Annotated in this window: 13 protein-coding genes and 1 pseudogene; 9 read left to right on the top strand and 5 right to left on the bottom strand. The window is 69.5% G+C overall.

Going from position 1 to position 18940, the window contains the following annotated elements:
* Positions 1-38 precede the first annotated feature (38 nt).
* From AAHB17_RS14670 to AAHB17_RS14655, 4 genes are read left to right on the top strand one after another with little or no spacing between them, the layout of a single operon-like run.
* Positions 39-779, top strand: coding sequence for a response regulator transcription factor (locus tag AAHB17_RS14670; protein ID WP_342131371.1), 741 nt, complete (start codon positions 39-41; stop codon positions 777-779).
* Complete coding sequence (locus tag AAHB17_RS14665; RefSeq protein WP_342131370.1) at positions 742-2487, top strand: FecR domain-containing protein; 1746 nt, start codon at positions 742-744, stop codon at positions 2485-2487. Before AAHB17_RS14670 ends, AAHB17_RS14665 begins: the two co-directional genes overlap by 38 nt.
* 8 nt (positions 2488-2495) lie before the next feature.
* On the top strand, positions 2496-4904 hold the full coding sequence (locus AAHB17_RS14660) for a CHASE2 domain-containing protein (protein WP_342131369.1): 2409 nt from the start codon (positions 2496-2498) through the stop codon (positions 4902-4904).
* Positions 4901-5389 (top strand): NUDIX hydrolase, encoded by a 489-nt coding sequence (locus AAHB17_RS14655; protein WP_342131368.1) that lies wholly within the window; start codon positions 4901-4903, stop codon positions 5387-5389. The genes AAHB17_RS14660 and AAHB17_RS14655 overlap by 4 nt, the downstream gene beginning before the upstream one ends.
* Positions 5390-5409: 20 nt before the next feature.
* Here AAHB17_RS14655 and AAHB17_RS14650 read toward each other — a convergent pair whose 3' ends face one another.
* Together AAHB17_RS14650 and AAHB17_RS14645 are read right to left on the bottom strand one after the other, a co-directional pair.
* Complete coding sequence (locus AAHB17_RS14650; RefSeq protein WP_342131367.1) at positions 5410-6126, bottom strand: 16S rRNA (uracil(1498)-N(3))-methyltransferase; 717 nt, start codon at positions 6124-6126, stop codon at positions 5410-5412.
* A 7-nt stretch (positions 6127-6133) separates the two neighbouring features.
* On the bottom strand, positions 6134-7222 hold the full coding sequence (locus tag AAHB17_RS14645) for an aminoglycoside phosphotransferase family protein (protein ID WP_342131366.1): 1089 nt from the start codon (positions 7220-7222) through the stop codon (positions 6134-6136).
* Between the two features lie 116 nt (positions 7223-7338).
* Here AAHB17_RS14645 and AAHB17_RS14640 point away from each other — a divergent pair, with 116 nt between their 5' ends.
* Genes AAHB17_RS14640 through AAHB17_RS14620 form a run of 5 tightly spaced genes read left to right on the top strand, consistent with a single transcriptional unit; the run spans position 7339 to position 14542 of the window.
* The gene (locus tag AAHB17_RS14640) at positions 7339-9765 is read left to right on the top strand and encodes an LPS-assembly protein LptD (protein ID WP_342131365.1); all 2427 of its coding nucleotides are present in this window, start codon (positions 7339-7341) and stop codon (positions 9763-9765) included.
* A complete protein-coding gene (locus AAHB17_RS14635) occupies positions 9758-11149 on the top strand; it encodes a peptidylprolyl isomerase (protein WP_342131364.1) in 1392 nt (463 codons plus the stop codon). Before AAHB17_RS14640 ends, AAHB17_RS14635 begins: the two co-directional genes overlap by 8 nt.
* Entirely contained in the window at positions 11146-11913 is a 768-nt protein-coding gene (rsmA, locus tag AAHB17_RS14630; protein ID WP_342131363.1) for a 16S rRNA (adenine(1518)-N(6)/adenine(1519)-N(6))-dimethyltransferase RsmA, read from the top strand. The genes AAHB17_RS14635 and rsmA overlap by 4 nt, the downstream gene beginning before the upstream one ends.
* A gap of 17 nt (positions 11914-11930) precedes the next feature.
* Positions 11931-13709, top strand: coding sequence for a CHASE2 domain-containing protein (locus AAHB17_RS14625; RefSeq protein WP_342131362.1), 1779 nt, complete (start codon positions 11931-11933; stop codon positions 13707-13709).
* A complete protein-coding gene (locus tag AAHB17_RS14620) occupies positions 13706-14542 on the top strand; it encodes a hypothetical protein (RefSeq protein WP_342131361.1) in 837 nt (278 codons plus the stop codon). The genes AAHB17_RS14625 and AAHB17_RS14620 overlap by 4 nt, the downstream gene beginning before the upstream one ends.
* Here AAHB17_RS14620 and AAHB17_RS14615 read toward each other — a convergent pair whose 3' ends face one another.
* The 3 genes and pseudogenes from AAHB17_RS14615 to AAHB17_RS14605 form a co-directional block, all read right to left on the bottom strand.
* On the bottom strand, positions 14543-17536 hold the full coding sequence (locus AAHB17_RS14615; protein WP_342131360.1) for a CHAT domain-containing protein: 2994 nt from the start codon (positions 17534-17536) through the stop codon (positions 14543-14545).
* 401 nt (positions 17537-17937) lie between these two features.
* A pseudogene (locus AAHB17_RS14610) lies at positions 17938-18333 on the bottom strand (barstar family protein); the annotation flags it as partial.
* 46 nt (positions 18334-18379) lie between these two features.
* Complete coding sequence (locus AAHB17_RS14605; RefSeq protein WP_342131359.1) at positions 18380-18796, bottom strand: ribonuclease; 417 nt, start codon at positions 18794-18796, stop codon at positions 18380-18382.
* Between the last annotated feature and the right edge of the window lie 144 nt (positions 18797-18940).

Raw genomic sequence — 18940 nt, 5'->3', positions numbered from 1 at the left:
ACAATACTCACAAGCGCGCAGCAGGGGAGAGGAAACAAATGCGTGTTGCCGCGCTGGACGATGACGTCGACCAACTTGAGTTGACAAAATACACTTTGCAGGCGGTCGGTCACGACTGCCATGTGTTCCTGGACGGCGAAAGCCTGCTCAAGGAACTGCGGCGGGAGTCCTACGACTTGCTCGTGCTGGACTGGTCGCTGCCCGACATGTCGGGGCCCGAGATCGTGCACTGGATCCGGGAAAACCTCACCGAGCGCATCCCGATACTTTTCTTGACGAACCGCCGCGAAGAACGTGACATCGTCGAAGGTTTGTCGTGTGGCGCCGACGATTTCATGATCAAGCCCATGCGCGTGGGTGAGCTGGTGGCGCGGGTGCAGGCCCTGCTGCGGCGGGTCTATGCCGAGCCGCTGCCGACCGAGCAGGTGTGGGGCCGCTACAAGTTCATGCCCATCGGCCGCCGGCTCGAGATCGACGGCAAGCCGGTGGCCTTGACGCAGAAGGAATTCGACATCGCGCTGTTCCTGTTCCGCAACAAAGGCCGCCTGCTGTCGCGCCGGCACCTGCTGGAAAGCCTGTGGGGCTCATCCAACCCACCCGGCACCGAACTCATGTCCCGCTCGTTGGACACCCACATCTCGCGCATCCGCAGCGTGCTCAACCTGCGGCCCGAGAACGGCTACCGGCTCAGTGCCGTGTATGGCCAGGGCTACCGCCTCGAATCGATTGGGAACGAAGAACATGAAGCCGACTCGCGCATCGAGCAAGAGCAGGACTGACGCCAGTTCGCCGCGGCACGGGATGTGGGGATCGGCCCGGGTGGTGTCCGTGGCCTTGTGCCTGGGCGGCCCGTTGACCTTCCCGCTGGCGCACGCCGACGGCATCGACCACACGGTGGTGCAGGGTGACACCCTATGGTCCATCGCACAACAACAACTCGGACAAGCGGGCCGCTGGCCTGCCCTGCAGCGCGCCAACCGCTTGACCGATCCGAACCGGCTCACGCCCGGCCAGGTGCTGACCATTCCCTTGCCGCTGCTGAACCTGCCCGAGACCTCGGCCACGGTGGTGCACGTGCACGGCGACGTACGCGTGACGCTGCCGGGCCGCAGCGAACCCGAAGCCCTGCGCGTCGGCGCCGAAGTGCCGGAAGGGGCCATGATCGACGTGCGCGACAAATCCTTTGCCCGTCTGCGGTTGACCGACGGTTCGGCCTTTGGCCTGTCGGCCGGTTCGAGGGCGCGCCTGTCGCGCCTGCGCCTGAACCCCAACACGCAGCAGAGCCAGACGCTCATCCGCATGGAAACCGGGCGTGTGGAGAGCGAGGTGACGCCCAAGCGCCACCCGGGCAGCCGTTTTGAAGTGCACACCCCCATGGCCGTGGCCAGCGTGCGCGGCACGCGTTTTGGCGTGACGGCCGACGGCCTCGTCACCACCAGCGAAGTGGACGAGGGCACCGTGGCACTGGCGCCACAGCCCAAGGCCCAGGTGACCGCCTTGCGGGGGCGACGCCTGCCTGCCTTGCTGACCGCAGGCCAGGGGGCCCGGCTGGACGGCAAGGGCCGCCTGGAGCGGGCCACGTTGCTGGCGGCGCCCGATCTCCGCGGCCTGCCCGCCGAATTCGACAACGGTGAGCGGGTGAACTTCTCGCTGCCTGCCAACAACCTGGCGCAAGCCTACCGTGTGCAGGTGCGTGACGCGAGCGTCCCCGACACCGTGCTGCACGAAGCCTGGGTCAACCAACCGCAGGTGACCTGGGACGGGCTGGACGATGGCCGCTACATCCTGGCGATGCAGAACGTGGACACCCTCGGCCTGCTGGGCAACAGCGCCCGCCACGGCTTCAGTGTGGTGTCCGGTCCGGTGCCGCCGATCTACCGCTACCCCACCCCCGACGAAAAAGTGCCTGGCCCGACCGTGTCGCTGCGCTGCACCGAGCCCGACGGTGCGCAGGGCTACCGCGTGCAGGTCGCGCGCGACGCGGACTTCGCCGATCTGGTGTCCGATCGGACCGGATCGGACACATGCCAGCAGACCGTCGGCCTGGCCCCCGGGCACTACCACTGGCGCGTGGCTGCGCTGAATGCCGCCGGCAAACAAGGCCCCTATGGTGTGCCAGCCCGTTTCGAGGTGCTGCCGCTGTTGTCTGACAACACCAGCGTGGCTTCAGACGCACGCCTGTCCGCGTTCTGGCCAACAAAAGCCGGCCTGAGCTACCGTGTCCAGGTGGCGCGTGACGCGGCGTTCACCCAGCCGGTGTTCGACGGCTGGCTGCCTGGGGCACGCCTGGATGTACCGGCGGCAGACAGCGGCACCCACTTCCTGCGCTGGCAAAGCCGCGACGAGAGCGGCCAGCTGAGCCGCCTGTCCACCACACACCGGCTGCAGGTGGGAAGCGTCGGCCTGCAAACCAGCGACGGGCAGCCCGTCAGATCCGGTGCTGGCAACGTGATCACCCCGTCCACGCCAAAAGGCCAGGCGCGCTGACCCCCCCCATGCCCGAGCCCGGTACGCTTGCCCGCCCCCGGCCGGCGCACAAGCTGCGCTGGGGCGAGTGGCTGCTGTTGACCGCCGCTGTGCTGGCTGCGGTGGTGGTCCTGGACCACACCAACCTGCTCACCCGCACCAACCGGCTGCTGCACGATGCCCTGGTGCGCCTGCAACCGCGCGAGGTGGCCCACGGCCAGGTGGTGCTGATCGGCATCGATGACAAAAGCATCGCGGCGCTGGGCCGCTGGCCCTGGCCCCGCAGCCTGCACGCCGACCTGATCGACCGCATCAGCGCCGGGCGCCCGGCCGCCATCGGACTCGACCTGCTGCTGCCCGAAGCGGACATCGGTCAGTCTGCCAACGACCGGGCGCTGGCGGCGGCGATCGCCCACAGCGGCAAGCTGGTCCTGCCCATGATGATGCAGAACCGGGACGGTCAGGCGGTGGTGGTCGGTCCGCTGCCCGCGTTCCAGCGCGGCGCCGCGGCCATCGGGCACGTGCACCTGCCGGTGGACGACGACGGCGTTGCCCGCAGCATCTACCTGCGTGAAGGATCGCCCACCCAGTCCTGGCCACACTTCACGGTGGCGTTGCTGCAGACCGCCGGCATCCTGCATCCAGGGGACCCGCTGCCGGGCAGGACCGACGACGAGCACACGACCATCGACCCGGTGTCCGGCCGCGCACTCGACTGGCGCCGCAGCCACCGCACACAAGTGGCGTTCGCGGGGCCGCCGGGCACGTTCACGCGCTACCCCTATGTCGACGTGCTCGACGGCACCGTGGCACCCGAAACCTTCCGCAACAAGCTGGTGCTGGTGGGCGCCACCGCCACCGGGATCGGCGACCTCTATGCCACGCCGGTGACCGACGAGCGGCTGCTGATGCCTGGCGTCGAGATAGCCGCCAACCTGGTCGACACCCTGCTGCAGGGTCGCCATCTGGTCACCGCGCCCGCCTGGGTGGGCACCTTGTTCAACACCTTGCCGGTGCTGCTGGCCCTGTCGGCCCTGGCGTGGACCAGTCCCTTGACGGGCCTGCTGCTGTGCCTGGGCCTGCTGTTGTCCATGGCCACCGTCACGGCCGTCGGCAGCCTGTGGCTGCAGGTGCAGCTCGGGCCCGTGGCGGGCATGCTGGGCGTGGTCCTGGCCTATGTGCTCTGGAGTTGGCGCCGCATGGACGCCGCCACCCGCTACCTGGTGGATGAGTACCACCAGTTGCGCGACAGCAGCCTGTCGATTCCACGGCCAGTCCCCGACGGCCGCCCGCGTGGTGGCGACTTCCTGGACCGCCGCATCAATGCCCTGACCGGCGTGACCCACCAGCTGCGCGACCTGCACCGCTTTGTCAGCGACAGCCTGGACGGCCTGCCCGACGCCACCCTGGTCTGCGACACGGAGCTGCGGGTCGTGCTGGCCAATGCCGCCGCCGCCAGGCATTTCCAGGTCTCGTCCCCTGTCACCCTGGCCGGCCGCTCCCTCACCAGCCTGACCGCGGACCTGGTCAGCACGGAGGGCCTGGCACAGGGCCTGGCCCACCACCTCCACACCGCCACGCACGAGCCCAACGCGCTCGAAACCCGCGACCAGCAGGGCCGCGACCTGCTGGTCAAGTGGACCCCGTCCTTCAGTGCCGCCGGTCAGCACAGCGGCTGGATCCTGAGCCTGGTCGACGTGACGCAGATGCGTGCCGAGCAGCGGCAACGCGACGACGCGATGCACTTCCTGAGCCACGACATGCGCGCGCCGCAATCGGCCATCCTGACCCTGGTGGACCTGGTGCGCCAGGACCCGGACGCCATGAACACGGCACAGTTCCAGGACCGCGTTGAGCGCCACGCGCGCAAGGCCCTCGCCCTGGCCGACGATTTCATCAGCCTGGTGCGTGCCCAGTCGCGCGAGTACGTGCGCGAGCGCTACAACCTCAGCGACCTGCTGGGCGAGGTGCTGGACGACGCCTGGGAGGCGGCGCAGGCCAAGTCCATCGGCCTACGCTTCAAGCCACCCCAGATGCCCGCCGACAGCCTGGTCGACCGCGAACTGCTGCAGCGCGCCCTGGCCAACCTGGTGGGCAACGCCATCAAATATTCGCCCGACGGCACCACGGTGCACTGCAGCGTGCGCGCCGTGGATGGCCACTGGGAAGTGGCCATCCAGGACGAGGGGCCGGGCATCCCCCCCGCCGCCCAGCCGCACCTGTTCAAGCCCTTCTACCGTGTGCAGCAGGGCATACGCACCCAGGGCACGGGCCTGGGCCTGCCCTTCGTCCAGACCGTGGCGGTGCGCCACGGTGGCCAGGTGACGCTGCACAGCGCGCCGGGACAAGGCGCCCGTTTCGCCCTGCTCCTGCCCCGCGCCATCCCCGACGATGAACCCATCACCCTGCCGGACGGCACGGATAATCCGACGCCATGAATCTGCGCTGGAAACCCCACGTCACCGTGGCCGCCATCATCGAACGCGAAGGCCGCTACCTGCTGGTGGAAGAACACACCCCCGATGGCCTGCGACTGAACAACCCGGCCGGCCACCTTGACCCCGGTGAACGCCCTCAGGACGGCTGCGCGCGCGAGGCGCTGGAGGAAACGGCCCACCACTTCTTGCCCACGGCGCTGGTCGGTATCTACATGGCACATGCCACCGGCACCGCGGCCAAACCCGAGGGCACGACCTACCTGCGGCTGGCCTTCAGCGGCGAGTTGGGAGCCGCCGAGCCCGGCCGTGCGCTGGACGACGGCATCGTGCGCACGCTGTGGATGACACTGGACGAAGTGCGGGACAGTGCCGCGCGCCACCGCAGCCCGGTGGTGCTGCAGTGTGTGCTGGACCACCATGCCGGCAAACGCTACCCGCTGGACATGGTCTACACCCACCCCTCGGCGCTGTACGCGGCGCCCTGATCGGCAGCGGCGCGGCCGGATCAGCCGGCGGCCAGCACCAGCGCGGCCAGCGCGGCCGTTTCAGCGCGCAACACCGCGCGGCCCAGGCTGGCCGGCGCGAACGCCGCCGCCAGCAGGCGGTCTTCCTCGACGGCGCTGAGGCCTCCCTCGGGGCCCGCCACCACGCACAGCGCGCGTGCGTCCGTGTCCAGGCGTTCGCGCGCCGGCAACACGCCTTCGCGCAAGGACAGCACCCAGCGCTGGCCCGGCTCGGCCGATTGCGTCTGCAGCCAGGCCGGCAGCTCCAGCACCGGCGCCACCTGCGGCACACGGTTGCGGCCCGATTGCTCGCAAGCCGCCACCGCCACCGCCTGCCAGTGGGCGACCTTTTTCTCGGCGCGTTCGCCCTTGAGGCGCAACACGCAGCGTTCCGTCAGCAGCGGCTGGATGCGGGCCACGCCCAGCTCGGTGGCCTTTTCCACCAGCCAGTCCATGCGCTCGTTGGCCGGCATGCCCACGGCCAGGGTCACCGCTCGGGCCGGCTCGCGTTCGACCGCGTGGTGGAGACCGACCTCGACCTCCACCTCGCTGCGGCCCATGCGCCGCACCACGGCCTCGTGTTCACCGCCCTGGCCATTGAACAGCGTGATGGCATCGCCCGGCTGCAGGCGCAGCACCTGCACGTGGCGGGCCGCGCCCTCGGGCAAACCCAGGTGCGCGCCCGGCGCGAGGTCGGTGGGACAGAAAAAGCGCGGCATGCGGGTGTCACACCCGGCCGAAGGCAAAACCGCTGAGACCTTCCAGGCCTTCGACGCGGTCGATCAGGCGCAACAGCGGCCCAAGTTCACGGTAACGGCTGGCGGTGTGGCGGATGTAGTGGATGAAGCGTGGCGTGTCGGCCAGGTACTTGGGTTTGCCATCGCGCAAGGTCAGACGCGCGAAGATGCCGGCCACCTTGAGGTGGCGCTGCAGCCCCATCCATTCCACCGCGCGGTAGAAGGCGCCAAAGTCCTCACTCCAGCCTTCGAAGTCGAGCAGGCCGGCCTTGCGGGCCTTTTCCCAGTAACGCACGGTGACGTCGATGACAAAAGGTTCGTCCCAGCTCAGGAAGGCGTCGCGCATCAGGCTGGCGATGTCATAGGTGATGGGGCCGTAGACCGCGTCCTGGAAATCGAGCACGCCCAGCACGCGGGCGCTGTCGGCGTCGGCCGGACCGGACGGGCTCATCAGGTTGCGCGGCATGTAGTCGCGGTGCACAAAGACCTGCGGCGCGGCCAGGTTCATGCGCACGATCTGGTCGAAGGCGGTCTGCAGCGTCTGGCGGTCCGCGTCGTCCAGCACCACGCCCTTGTGTTGTGCCAGGTACCAGTCGGGAAACAGCTGCAGTTCGCGGTGCAGCAGGGCGTCGTCGTAGACCGGCAGCACGCCCGGACGCGAGGCCTGCTGCAGGCGCAGCAGGCTGTCACTGGCGCACTGGAACCAAGGCAAGGCGTCGTCGCAGCGTTCGTGGTCCAGGCGCTCCAGCAAGGTGCTGCTGCCCAGGTCGCTCAGCAGCATGAAGCCGCTGTCGGCCTGCCAGGCCAACACCTCGGGCACCTTCAGCCCGGCGTCACCCAGCAGGTGGGCGATGCGCACGAAGGGTTCGCTGTTTTCATGGCTGGGCGGCGCATCCATCACGATGCGCGAACCACCCGAGGTGTCGTCGACGCGGAAATAGCGCCGGAACGAGGCGTCGGCCGAGGCCAGGCGCAGCGTCTGTGGCAGCAGGCCGTGGGCGGGCGCCTGCTCGGCCAGCCATTGTTCAAAGGCCTGCTGGCGCGAAGGATCGGACCAGGCGATGGGGGAAGACGACATGGGGGCGGGGAGTGGGGTGGGGTCTGACGGCGGGTTCACGCAGCCATAGGATAATCCGCCGGGATTCTACAAACGGCCTGCCAGCCCTGCTGGCCTGCCACGACACCGGGCCCGCCTTGAAGCGCAACTGCCTCCCTGACACCGCCGCCGTTCCCTGTGCCCTGCGCGTGATTGCCCTGGCGGCAAGACGCAGCCTGGGCCTGGGCGCCGCCGGCCTGCTCTGCGCCTGGAGTGGCGCCCACGCCCAGACCGACGCCGAGACCTGGCCAGCGTTGGAACTCAAGCCCAGCCTGCGCCTGCTGGAGCGCCTGGACCCCGGCGCCCAGCAGGCCGCACCCAGCTTCGTGAGCGCCGACCAGATTGAAAACAGCGCCGACGGCGTGACGCGGCTCAGCGGGCAGGCCGAACTGCGGCGCCACGATGTGGTGGTGCGCGCCGACAACATCCGCTACACCGAGGCCAGCGAGACCCTGCAGGCCAGCGGCCAGGTGCGCATCGTGCGCGATGGCAACGTGTACGAGGGCCCGGAGCTGCAGCTCAAGCTCGACGACAACACCGGCTTTTTCCTGCAGCCCACCTTCACCCTGCTGCGCACAGGGGGCACCGGCCAGGCCGAGCGGCTGGAGTTCCTGGACCAGAACCGCTCGATCGCGCACCGCGCGAGTTACACCACCTGCACCCGCCGGCCCGGCCCGAGCTGGCTGCCCGACTGGGTGGTGAGCGCGTCCAGCATCGAGTTCGACCAGGCAGAGGAAGTGGCCTATGCCACCAACGGCGTGCTGCGCTTCAAGGATGTGCCGCTGCTGGCCGCGCCCTACCTGAGCTTTCCCATCAGCGACAAGCGCAAGTCGGGCCTGCTGCCGCCGACGCTCAACATCGACAACGTCAGCGGCCTGGAAGTCACGCTGCCCTACTACCTCAACCTGAGCCCGCAGCGCGACGCCACGCTCTACCCGACGCTGATGACACGCCGGGGCATCGACATGGGGGGCGAGTACCGCTACCTCGAAGACAGCTACCACGGACAGGCGCGTGGCGCCTACATGCCGTCCGACCGCCTGCGCGATGCCAACCGCTGGGCCTATTCGCTGCAGCACTCGCAAGTGCTGGACACGCCTTCATCGCTGGGCCTGGGGCAGGTCGGCCTGCGGCTGAACCTGAACCGGGTGAGCGACGACGACTACTGGCGCGATTTCCCGCGCACCATGACCTCGCTGACCTCGCGCCTGCTGGCCAACGACGCGGTGTTGTCCTGGGGTCGCGGCCCGTGGGCGGTCTCGGCCGGCGCCTACCGCTGGCAGACCCTGCAGGACGTGAACGCGCCCATCCTGGCGCCGTTCGACCGCGTGCCCTCGCTGACCGCGCGTTTCGCCCAGACCGACCAAACCCTGGGCGGCACCCGGGGCTGGGACTGGTCGCTGCACACCGAATACACCCGCTTCGTGTCCGACCGCGCCCAGACCGGCAGCAACCTGGATGGCACCCGCCTGCTGGGCATTGGCGCGGTCTCGCACACCTGGGCCACGCCCGCGGCCTACCTCAAGCCGCGCCTGCAACTGCACGCCACGCAGTACCAGACCGACGTCGCCATGGCCGATGGCCGGCGCACGGCCTCGCGCCTGCTGCCCACCTTCAGCGTCGACAGCGGCGTGTTCCTGGAGCGCGACACCAGCTTCTTCGGCCGGGCGCTGATCCAGACCCTGGAGCCGCGCGCCTTCTACGCCTACACGCCCTACAAGAACCAAAGCCTGCTGCCCAGCTACGACAGCGCCGCCTTCGACTTCAACCTGGCCACCATCTACACCGAGAACCCCTACGGTGGGCAGGACCGCATCGCCGACGCCCATGTGCTGACGCTGGGCGCCACCTCGCGCCTGATCGACCCCGCCAGTGGCAACGAGCTGGCCCGCTTCGGCATCGCCCAGCGCCTGCGGCTGAGCGACCAGAACGTGGTGCTGCCCGGCGCCGAACCGGTGGCCGAACGCCTCAGCGACATGCTGGTGGGCGCGCGGCTGAACTGGAATCCACGCTGGGCCTTCGAAGGCAACGTGCAATTCAACCCCAAGAACCGCGAATCGGTGCGCACCACCCTGAGCACCCGCTACACACCGGGCGACTACCGCGTGCTCAGCGCCGCCTACCGCCTGCAGCGCGGCACCAGCGAACAGCTGGACCTCGGCTGGCAATGGCCGCTGGGCGGCGGGGACGGCGACACGCCCGAGGCCCGCGCGGCCGGTGGTGGCCTGGGCGCGGGGCGCTGGTACAGCGTGGGCCGCATCAACTACAGCATGCCCGACCGCAAGGTGGTCGATCTGGTGGCGGGCTTTGAGTACGATGCGGGCTGCTGGATCGGCCGCGTGGTGGTCGAGAGCCTGCAGCGCAGCATCAATTCGGCCAACCGCCGCATCCTCTTCCAGCTGGAATTCGTGGGTTTCACCCGCATCGGCTCCAACCCATTGAAGACGCTCAAAGACAATGTGCCCCGCTACCAGTACCTGCGCGAAGAAGTCAATCCGCCCTCGCGCTTCAGCCGCTATGAGTGACGCCCCCCTCCCACGGCCAAGCTGGCGCGCGGTGGCCGCGGCGGCGCTGGTGGTGGTGCTGTCCGCGGGCGCCGTGCAGGCGCAGTCGCTGCGCCTGCCGAATGCCGGCAGCACCAACGCGGCCGCCGCACTGACGGCCGCGCCCGTCCTGCGCGAAGCGGACCACGTGACCGCGGTGGTCAACTCCGAGCCCATCACCGCCAGCGAGGTGCGCACCCGCGCCGCCAGCGTCGAACGCCAGCTGCGCACCCAGGGTGAAACTGTGCCGCCGCGCGACGCGCTGCTGCGCGAGGTCCTGGAGCTGCTCATCGTCGAACGCACCCAGCTGCAACTGGCGGCGGACACCGGCATCAAGGTCGAAGAGGCGGCGCTGGACATCGCCGAACGTTCGGTGGCCGAGCAGAACCAGATGGACCTCGACACCTTCCGCCGCCGCCTGGCGCAGGAAGGCATAGACCGCACCCGCTTCCGCGAGCAGCTCAAGCGCGACATCACCCTGCAGCGGCTGCGCGAACGCGAGGTGGAGGCCACGCTGCGCGTGACCGACCGCGACATTGACGACTACCTGCAGAGCCAGGCCGCGCCCAGCGCCACCGGACCGGAGGAAGTGAACCTGGGCCATGTCCTGGTGGCCTTGCCGGACAACGCCAAGCCCGACGACGTGGCCAGCCGGCTGGCCCGTGCCATGCGCGCGGCCGAACGCATCAGCGCCGGCGAGGACATCGCTGCCGTGGCGCGCGAACTGTCGGACGGCCCGGAGCGCCAGCAAGGCGGCAGCATGGGCATGCGCCCGCTGGACCGCCTGCCCGAGCTGTTCGTCGAAGCCACCCGCAAACTGCCGGTGGGCGGTGTGGCCGGCCCGGTGCGCAGCGGTGCCGGCTTCCACGTGCTCAAGGTGCTGGAGCGCAAGACACCCAAATCGGGCGGCGACGCCACCATCACCCAGACCCGTGCACGCCACATCCTGCTGCGCACCGGCCGGCAGATGAACCAGCAGACCGCGGTCGAGCAGATGGGCGCCTGGCGCCGGCAGATCGCCAGCGGCCAGGCCGATTTCGAGGCGCTGGCACGGCAGCACAGCCAGGACGCCTCGGCCAAGTCGGGCGGCGACCTGGGCTGGGCCAACCCAGGCATGTTCGTGCCCGAATTCGAAGAAGCCATGAACGCGCTGCCCATCAACGGTGTGTCCGAACCGGTGGTGTCGCGTTTTGGCGTGCACCTGATCCAGGTGCTGGAGCGCCGCGAGGCCGCCCTGGGCCCGCGCGAGCGCCGCGACGCCGCCCGCCCCAAGGTACGCGAACAGATGATGGAGCGCGCCTACGCCGACTGGGCACGCGAGCTGCGTGCCAAGGCCTACGTCGAGCTGCGCGAACCGCCGAAATGAAACACCAGGCCCGCAAGCGCTTCGGCCAGCACTTCCTCAACGATGCCGGCATCATCGACGCCATTGTGCGCGCCATCGCGCCACGACCGGGCGATGCCATGGTCGAGATCGGTCCTGGCCTGGCGGCGCTGACGCAGCCACTGGTCGAACGGCTGGGCCATCTCACGGTGGTCGAACTCGACCGCGACCTCGCGGCCCATCTGCGCGCGCACCCACAACTTGAGGTGATCGAATCGGATGTGTTGCGGGTGGATTTCCGTGCGCTGGCAGCACAAAAGGGGCCGCTGCGTGTCGTTGGGAACCTGCCCTACAACATCTCCAGCCCCATTCTTTTCCACCTGCTGCCCGTGGCCGACGTGGTGCTGGACCAGCACTTCATGCTGCAAAAGGAAGTGATCGACCGCATGGTGGCACGCCCGGCCACGGCGCAATACGGCCGCCTGAGCGTGATGCTGCAGTGGCGCTACGACATGGAAGACGTGTTGTTCGTGCCACCCGAGAGCTTCGATCCCCCGCCACGGGTGGACAGTGCGGTGGTGCGCATGGTGCCCCTGGCCCATCCCCCCAAACTCGACGCCCACCTGCTCGAAGAACTGGTGCAGGTCGCCTTCAGCATGCGCCGCAAGCTGCTGCGCCACAGCCTGGGCAAGTGGCTGGACGCGCGGGATTTCGCCGGCCAGTTCGACCTGCAGCGCCGCGCCGAGGAAGTCCCGGTCGACGAATACGTCGCCCTGGCGCAAACGGTGCTGGCACCGGCCGGCTGAACGACACGGGGCGGGGCATGCCAGCCAGACCTGCCACCGCCCTGCTGGCCTGGCTGGCCACCTGCCTTCTGCTGGTCCTGGCCACCCTGGGCCCGCTGCCCCGGCTGGACAACGTCAGGCTGGACATGCAGTGGCGACTGCTGCGCAGCCTCCAGGAACAGCGCGCCCCGACCGACGACCCCAACCCCATCGTGGTCGTCGGACTGGACGACGCCAGCCTGCGCGAACTGGCTCTGCCCATCGCAACACTGCACCGCCCCCTGGGAGACTTCCTGCGCGCCATGGCCCAGGCCCAGGTCCGCGCAGTGGGCGTGGACATGGTGCTGCCCGAGACCTCCTACGACGGCCTGCAGCCGGGGCTGGACCTCGCTCTGGCGCGTGGCATAGCGACGCTGCGCAGCCGCGCTCCCCTGGTGTTCGGCCTGGGCGCCCAGGCGGACGGCAGCCCGCGCCCGGTGCTACCTCTGTTCGAGCGCCTGCTGGGCACCCAGGGACTGGCCACCGTGTTCATCCCGCGCGATGCCGACGGCGTCACGCGCCGCTTCGACGAACGTCTGGGCGAAGGTGGCGCAACCGTGCCCACGCTGGCGGGCCAGCTGGCCCGCCAGCTCCAATGGCCGCTGCGCCCCGGCGTGCTGCCGCTGCACCGGGGCGAGCCCTTTCAACCGCTGCCGCTGTCGCAGGTGCTGCAATGGCAGGCCCAGGGCGACGAGGCCGCGCTGCGACGCCACTTCCAGGGCCGGGTCGTGCTGCTCGGCAGCCTGCTGGCCCACGACGACCAGCACCGCGCGGCGCTGCCACTGGCCACCACCGATCAGGGAGGTCAGACCCATGGCGTCTTCCTGCACGCCATGCAGCTGCGCGCCCTGGCCGGTGGTGGACCCGCGCGCGAATGGCCGTGGCCCGTGTGTGCCGCCCTGGCCGCCGCCCTGGCGCTCACCGCACTGCTGCGGCCCACGGCGGCGCGCTGGGCGCTGGTGGCGGGCGGTGCGCTGCTGCTGCTGGGCGCGAGCGCTCTGGCCTTCGACGCCGGCTGGCACCTGCCGGCCACCACCTGGGTGCTCGCCCTGCTGCTCGGACTGGGCCTGCGTTCGCTGGCCGACGCCGTCCGCGCCCTGGCCGAGCGCCGCCGCCTGCGCCTGGCTTTCGACGGCGCGGTGAGCCCCCCGGTGCTGCAAGCCATCCTGAGCGGCCGACTCAGCCCCCAAGCAGGCGGCGAACGGCGGGCGATCTGCGTCCTGTTCGCCGACCTGAGGGACTTCACCACCTTGAGCGAACACCTGCCGCCCGAGGACGTGACGGCCCTGCTCAACCGCTATTTCGAGCACATGACGCAGGCCATCCACTGTCACGGTGGCACGCTTGACAAATTCATCGGCGACGGGATCATGGCCTTCTTCGGCGCCCCCCAGGCCTTGCCCACCCCCTGCGTGCAAGCCCTGGACGCCGCCCAGGCCATGCACCACGCACTAGCCACCTTCAACACCGACCAGGCGCGTCTGGGCGGCCCACGGCTGCAGATGGGCATCGGGCTGCACTGGGGCGACAGTTTCGTCGGTTTCGTGGGCGCGCGCTCACGCCACGCCTACTCCGCCATCGGCGACACCGTGAACACCGCCGCCCGGCTGGAAGGCCTGTGCAAAACCACCGGCTGGCCAGTGGTGCTGTCCGACGCGGTGCTGCAGCAGTTGGAGCCCGTCTGGCACCAGCGGGTGCGACCCCTGGGCGAACAGATGCTCAAGGGCCATTCGCCGCTGCCGGTCCATGGTTGGAATCCCGACGAGGACAGCCCATGAAACGCCACCTCACCGGCCTTGCAGGCGCCCTGGTGCTGGCGCCGGCCCTGGCGGCCCCCCTCCTGGTGATCGACCTGCAGGGCCAGGTGGCGCGCCCGAGCCGGCCGCCGCTGGCCTTGCTCGACGAGTTGCAAGCGGGCGAACGCATCGACCTGCCGGTCGGCGCCCGCCTCACCCTGGTGGACCTGGCCGATGGCCGCGAATACCGGCTGACCGGCGGCGCGCAGGCACAGGTTGCGCCCACAGGCCTGACGAACGCCCAGGGTCAGACACTGGCGGCGCAAGTCACGTCCGCGCGCACCCTGCCCATGCTGGCACTGAAACAAGGGCAAGCCGCGCCCGCCACCCTGGTCATGCGCGACCCGCGCGCCGAGGGCCTGCCAGCCCTGCGCGAGCCGGTGCGCACCCTGGTCCTGGACACACGCCCCAGCTTCCGCTGGGATGCCATCGTGGGCGCCCGCCGCTACCAGTTGCAGCTCACCCAGCCGGACGGCCATGTGGTCTGGGAGACCGAAACACGGGCGCCGCAAGCGACCCTGCCGCCCGAGCTGCGGCTGCGCGAGGGCAGTGACTACGGCTGGCGCGTCATCGCCTGGGGCCTGACCGATCCACAGTGGGAATCGAGCGCCCGCTTCGCGGTGGCCGACGCCGCGCTGCGGGACCGACTGGCCGAGCAGCGCGCGCTGGCTGGCGACGACTTCGGCGCCCGGCTCTTCCTTGCCACCCAGCTCGACGCCGTGGGCGCTCGGGCAGAGGCTCAGGCCCTGTGGCAGGTGCTGGCACGGGAGCGCCCGGAAAACGCGGTGCTCAAGGCGCGGGCCGCCGCCCACTGATCAGCGCAGGGGATCACCGAACAATGCGTAGGCCGACCAATAAAAAGGGTGGCGCCAGTGCCCCCCGCCGGCACGGCCGTCGGCCAGTTCCAGCTGAGCCTGGCGCAGGCTCTCGGCACGGCCCGGTTCGCCACCCCGCCCGAAGCGGCCGAAGGTGCTGGCGGTGAGCTGCGCGGCAGAGCGCGACTCCACCGCCCAATGTGTGGCCAGCACCGAGCGCGCCCCGGCGAAAAAAAAGCCCCGCACCAGGCCCGACATGGCACCATCGCCGCGCTCGCCGGCCGCCGTGTTGCAAGCCGACAGCAGCACCCACTGCGCGTTCAGCCGCAGGCCCAACACGTCGTCGAGTTCCAGCAGCGGCGAGTCACGCTCGTCGGCCGCAGCGGCCAGCGCCAGCGAGGGTTTGGAGACGCCGGGCAGTTCGCCGGGCATGAGCGCGTGGGTGGCAAAAGCCACCACGCGCCGATCGCTCAAGTCGGCCGCCAGCACCGCGCGGCGGGTCGCGGCGGCACCCAAGACCAGATCCCGCGCAGGGTCGGCGCCCAACGCGACCGCGATGGCCTGCAATTCGCTGCGGGTGTCGGGCAGGGCGGGCAAGCGGCCGTAGCGGAAACCGCGCTCGGCGTCGTAGGCCGTGGCTGTGTTGCCTTCGACGCCCGCCGCGGTCTGGAAGACCGGATCGCCAAAACCCAGCAGCGGCCGGGGCGCCACCGCTCGGTCAGCGGTGCGGCGCAGGCTTTGCAGGGCCGAAGCGGCCGGCAGCTGAGCCAAGGCGCTGCGCCGCAGCCACCAGGGCACGGCCTGAGGGTCGGCCGGCGGCGCCGTGACCAGGGCACCGATCGGAAATCCGGCCAACGGCCCCTGGGTGGCGAATGACAGCACGCGCACCTGCGACAAGGCCTCGTCCAGCGGGGCAAACAGATCGCGGTACAGACCGTACAGACCATCCAGATCCGCGGCGGCGGCACCCGCAGTGGGCGCCGCCGCCAGATCGAGGCGGGCGCGCAAGCGGGCCACGCGTGCCGCCAGTTCCCGGCGCGGCAGCGGGCTGGCCGAAAAGACCACGGGCACGCCGGGTCGCAACAGCCAGACCAGCGTGGCCTGATCGGTGGAGTGGACCAGCAGCAGACCCTCGCCGGCCTGAAGGCTGCGCGCCAGGTCGTCGGGCCTGGGTATCAGTGGCGTCACCAGATCGGCGTAGTCCGGGAACTGTGCAGCGATGCGCTCGCGCAAGGACGCCAGTTCTGCCCGCACCTGACCGCCATCACCCTGTCGTTCCCGGATCTGCTCACGCAGGGCCTTCAGCTTCTCCGCATGCGCACGGCGCTCCTCCACCGCCGCGGCCTTGAAGGCCTCGGTCTGCGACTCGCGCCGCATGCGGTCCTCCTCGTTGAGCAGGCCCGCCAGCCCGCCGAAGATCGCGGCACTCTTCTGGCGCAGCACCTGCTCCGCCTCCAGCGACTGTGCCAGCGCAGGGCTCGCGGCCAACACGCGGGCGCTGCTGTCGGTCAAGGCGCGCTGGGCGCTGCCCAAGGCCAGTCGATCCGCCAACTGGAAAGCGCGCTGCAACATGGCCGCCGCCGGCGGCTGGCCGGCCAGCGACCGGCCCGCCACATGGGCCATGAACTCGTCGAAGGCAATGCCCAGCACATAGCCGCGGACACCGCGCAGGTCCAGGTCCAACCACCCGCTGCGCAAGTCCAGTGCGCTGGCGAACAAGGTTTCGTAGTCGCTCATGGCACCACCCACGTCGCCACGCAACAGGCGCACCACGCCCCGCACCCCCGCCGTTTCCTGGAGCAGCGGGTGGCCAGGGCCGTACAAGCGGGTGCGGAAGCGGTGGATGCGCTCGACCGCCTCGTTGGCTTCGTCCAGCCGGCCGGCCTTGGCCGCCAGCAGCGCCGACATGCGCCAGTCCGACGCCCGCGTGCGCGCCAGCACATCTGGCGGCATGTCGGCCAGAAAGCCCCGGTAGGAGGCATCCGCCTCGGACCAACGCCGCAGGCCGATCAGCGCACGCACGATCTCCTGGCGCGCCAGCCATCGGGTGTGGCTGGCGGCGTTGGAGCCGGCACGCTGCAACATGTCGTCAGACAGGCGTGCTGCGGTCAGCGCGGGCTCGAACTGCTGGGTCGCGTTCAGGCTGGTGGCCAGGCGGTAGTTCCAGCGCGCGCCCATGCTTTCGGACAGGCGCCCGGCACGCCACAAGGCGATGTTGCCCTGTGCGATCTCGATGGCCTCCTGTGGCCGGTTCTGGCGCACCAGCGCATAAACCAACATGCCTTGCGAACCATCGACCCGTCCGCTGGCCTCCCGCACCTGGTGCTCGGCCTGGGGCCCACGCGCCGCGAGGGCCATCGCCAGATCACGCCGGGCCAGCCCCAGTGCTTCGCGCAGCGAGGCCGTCGCGGCCGGGAGGTCGCCCATCGCGCGCTCCACCTCGGAACGCGTCTGCAGCCAGTCCACCTGCAGCGCCGCGGACACCCCGCCAGCCTGGCGCCACTGGCTCACCAGACCGTCCGCGCGTGACCAAATGCGAAGCAGGATGGCCCGGTCGTTTCGGGCCGTGGTGTAGTAGGCCTGCCGCAGCGCGACGGAGGCTCGCGTGACCAGCGTCAGTCGTGAATCGGCGATGTAGGTCTCGCAGGCATCGAGGGCGACGCCAGAGCGGCCCCAGTTGAATTCGGCATTCAGGTAGATGGTGATCCACTCTTGGGCCTGCGGCCCGCGGGTGACCGCGGCGTCAGCAAGCTGCCGGGCGATGTCCAAGGCGCGGGCACGCTGCGCGAGCACAATGGCGGCGCTGTACTGGCGCTCCAGCAACTCATACCGCGCCGGTCCCGTGTCTGCGGGCGTGCGGGCCAACACTTGCTGTGCCTCGGCCGGGCTGAGGTTGGCCACCGGCTCTTCGTTTTCGGTCAGCCCCTGCACCTGGGCTTCATCGCCCTCGGCTTGTGCCCACAGGGAGACCGGCCATGCCGTCAGCAGCCCCACGGCGACCGCCCAGATCCGAACCCTGGTTGCAAGACAACTTTGCTCCATTGCACGCCCCACGTGTGGTGGGCGCCACCATGCGCCCGCGTGCAGTATCGGGCGCCACACCCACGCTGACAACCCACAACCGCTGGGCCACATGGCACCGGCTGGCGCTGTCGCCCCAAGACCCGGAACACGGTGGATGGAGCAAAAAAAAACCGCTGCATGTGCAGCGGCCAGATCGGGGTTGCCCTAGGCGCGGCGCGGGGCGAGCCTCAAGCCGCCGCCAGCCAGTAGCCGGCGTTGAACGGGCTGCTCATGCGCAGGGCCATGGGGCTCACGTCCACCAGCTTGTCGGTGGGCATGGGCTCATCGGCCGCCGCGTCGACGCCTTCGCCCTTGGGCGCACGGGCGACCGAGAACGAGTAGAAGCAGCGGAAGGGAATCTTGCGGTCGGACCAGTAGTCGGCCACGTCGCGGAAGATGTCCAGCAGCTGCTCGCGCGCTTCCTTGTCGAACTTGGCGTTCGCCGGAATGTGCTCGAGCACGACGATGAAGCCGGTCTGCGGGCCCGACTTGTGCACCAGGTCGGTCATGCTGTCGTAGAGCGCATCGAAGTTCTTGCCGAAGGTCGACGGCAGCGTGTACTGCGCGGCGATCAGGTCCAGCACGTCCTGTTTGCTCTGGGCCGTGGCCAGGTTGGCATACAGGAAGTGGTGGCCCAGTTGCTCGGCCGCGGCCTGCAAGTCCTTGACGCTGTACGCTCGGATCGATTGAACGATGTTGGTGCGAACCGTACGAAGTGGCGTGTCCATCTCCGTCTCACTTTCGATAACAAAAAGTTAAAAATGCTGTCTCAGATCACTGCACGATGCGCTTGAAGCTCGTGTAGTGATCCTCGGTGTAATAACAAGCCTCGGGCGTTCGAACCTGGGTGCCGCCACAAACGATGCGACGCGCACCGCGGTGGCTCAATCCGGGGGTGGGCACCGTGTACTCGCGGTAGAAACCGCGTTTGTGCCGGGGCAACAAGCGCTCGCGGTTGCCAAACACCGTCCCGTCCTTTTCATACCGAAAGGGCCCGCCCTGCCTGATCTGAACCATCACGTCACGCCCGGAGGCGGGCAACGCTGCCAAGGCAATGGTGTCGGACGGCGAACGGGTGACCAGTGGTTCGGAGCTGTCAGCGGAGGTGCGCGCCTGTACGCCAAGCGTCGATGCAACCGCCAACGCGGCCGCGACCACCCAGGCCTTGCCCCAAGCCTTTTTCCGGTTCATGAAAAAACCCTGTTCCTTACGCAATCAACCCGGCCCCGAAAGCCCCGTCAACAAGCTGCTGACAGCGGGTTTACGAGCCCGGGTTAACCCTTAAATTCAAGGTCGCAAGTGTGCCTGAAACGCGACAAAAACGCAAGCCCATGC

Source organism: Hydrogenophaga sp. OTU3427, from assembly GCF_038440225.1.
GTDB lineage: Bacteria > Pseudomonadota > Gammaproteobacteria > Burkholderiales > Burkholderiaceae_C > Hydrogenophaga.
This window is presented reverse-complemented; position numbering and strand designations above follow the sequence as displayed.

Coding starts and splice junctions, on each gene's coding strand:
- AAHB17_RS14645 (WP_342131366.1), bottom strand. CDS start 7,222: ATGTCGTCTTCCCCCATCGCCTGGTCCGATCCTTCGCGCCAGCAGGCC.
- AAHB17_RS14635 (WP_342131364.1), top strand. CDS start 9,758: ATGAGTGACGCCCCCCTCCCACGGCCAAGCTGGCGCGCGGTGGCCGCG.
- AAHB17_RS14655 (WP_342131368.1), top strand. CDS start 4,901: ATGAATCTGCGCTGGAAACCCCACGTCACCGTGGCCGCCATCATCGAA.
- AAHB17_RS14665 (WP_342131370.1), top strand. CDS start 742: ATGAAGCCGACTCGCGCATCGAGCAAGAGCAGGACTGACGCCAGTTCG.
- rsmA (WP_342131363.1), top strand. CDS start 11,146: ATGAAACACCAGGCCCGCAAGCGCTTCGGCCAGCACTTCCTCAACGAT.
- AAHB17_RS14605 (WP_342131359.1), bottom strand. CDS start 18,796: ATGAACCGGAAAAAGGCTTGGGGCAAGGCCTGGGTGGTCGCGGCCGCG.
- AAHB17_RS14620 (WP_342131361.1), top strand. CDS start 13,706: ATGAAACGCCACCTCACCGGCCTTGCAGGCGCCCTGGTGCTGGCGCCG.
- AAHB17_RS14625 (WP_342131362.1), top strand. CDS start 11,931: ATGCCAGCCAGACCTGCCACCGCCCTGCTGGCCTGGCTGGCCACCTGC.
- AAHB17_RS14670 (WP_342131371.1), top strand. CDS start 39: ATGCGTGTTGCCGCGCTGGACGATGACGTCGACCAACTTGAGTTGACA.
- AAHB17_RS14660 (WP_342131369.1), top strand. CDS start 2,496: ATGCCCGAGCCCGGTACGCTTGCCCGCCCCCGGCCGGCGCACAAGCTG.
- AAHB17_RS14650 (WP_342131367.1), bottom strand. CDS start 6,126: ATGCCGCGCTTTTTCTGTCCCACCGACCTCGCGCCGGGCGCGCACCTG.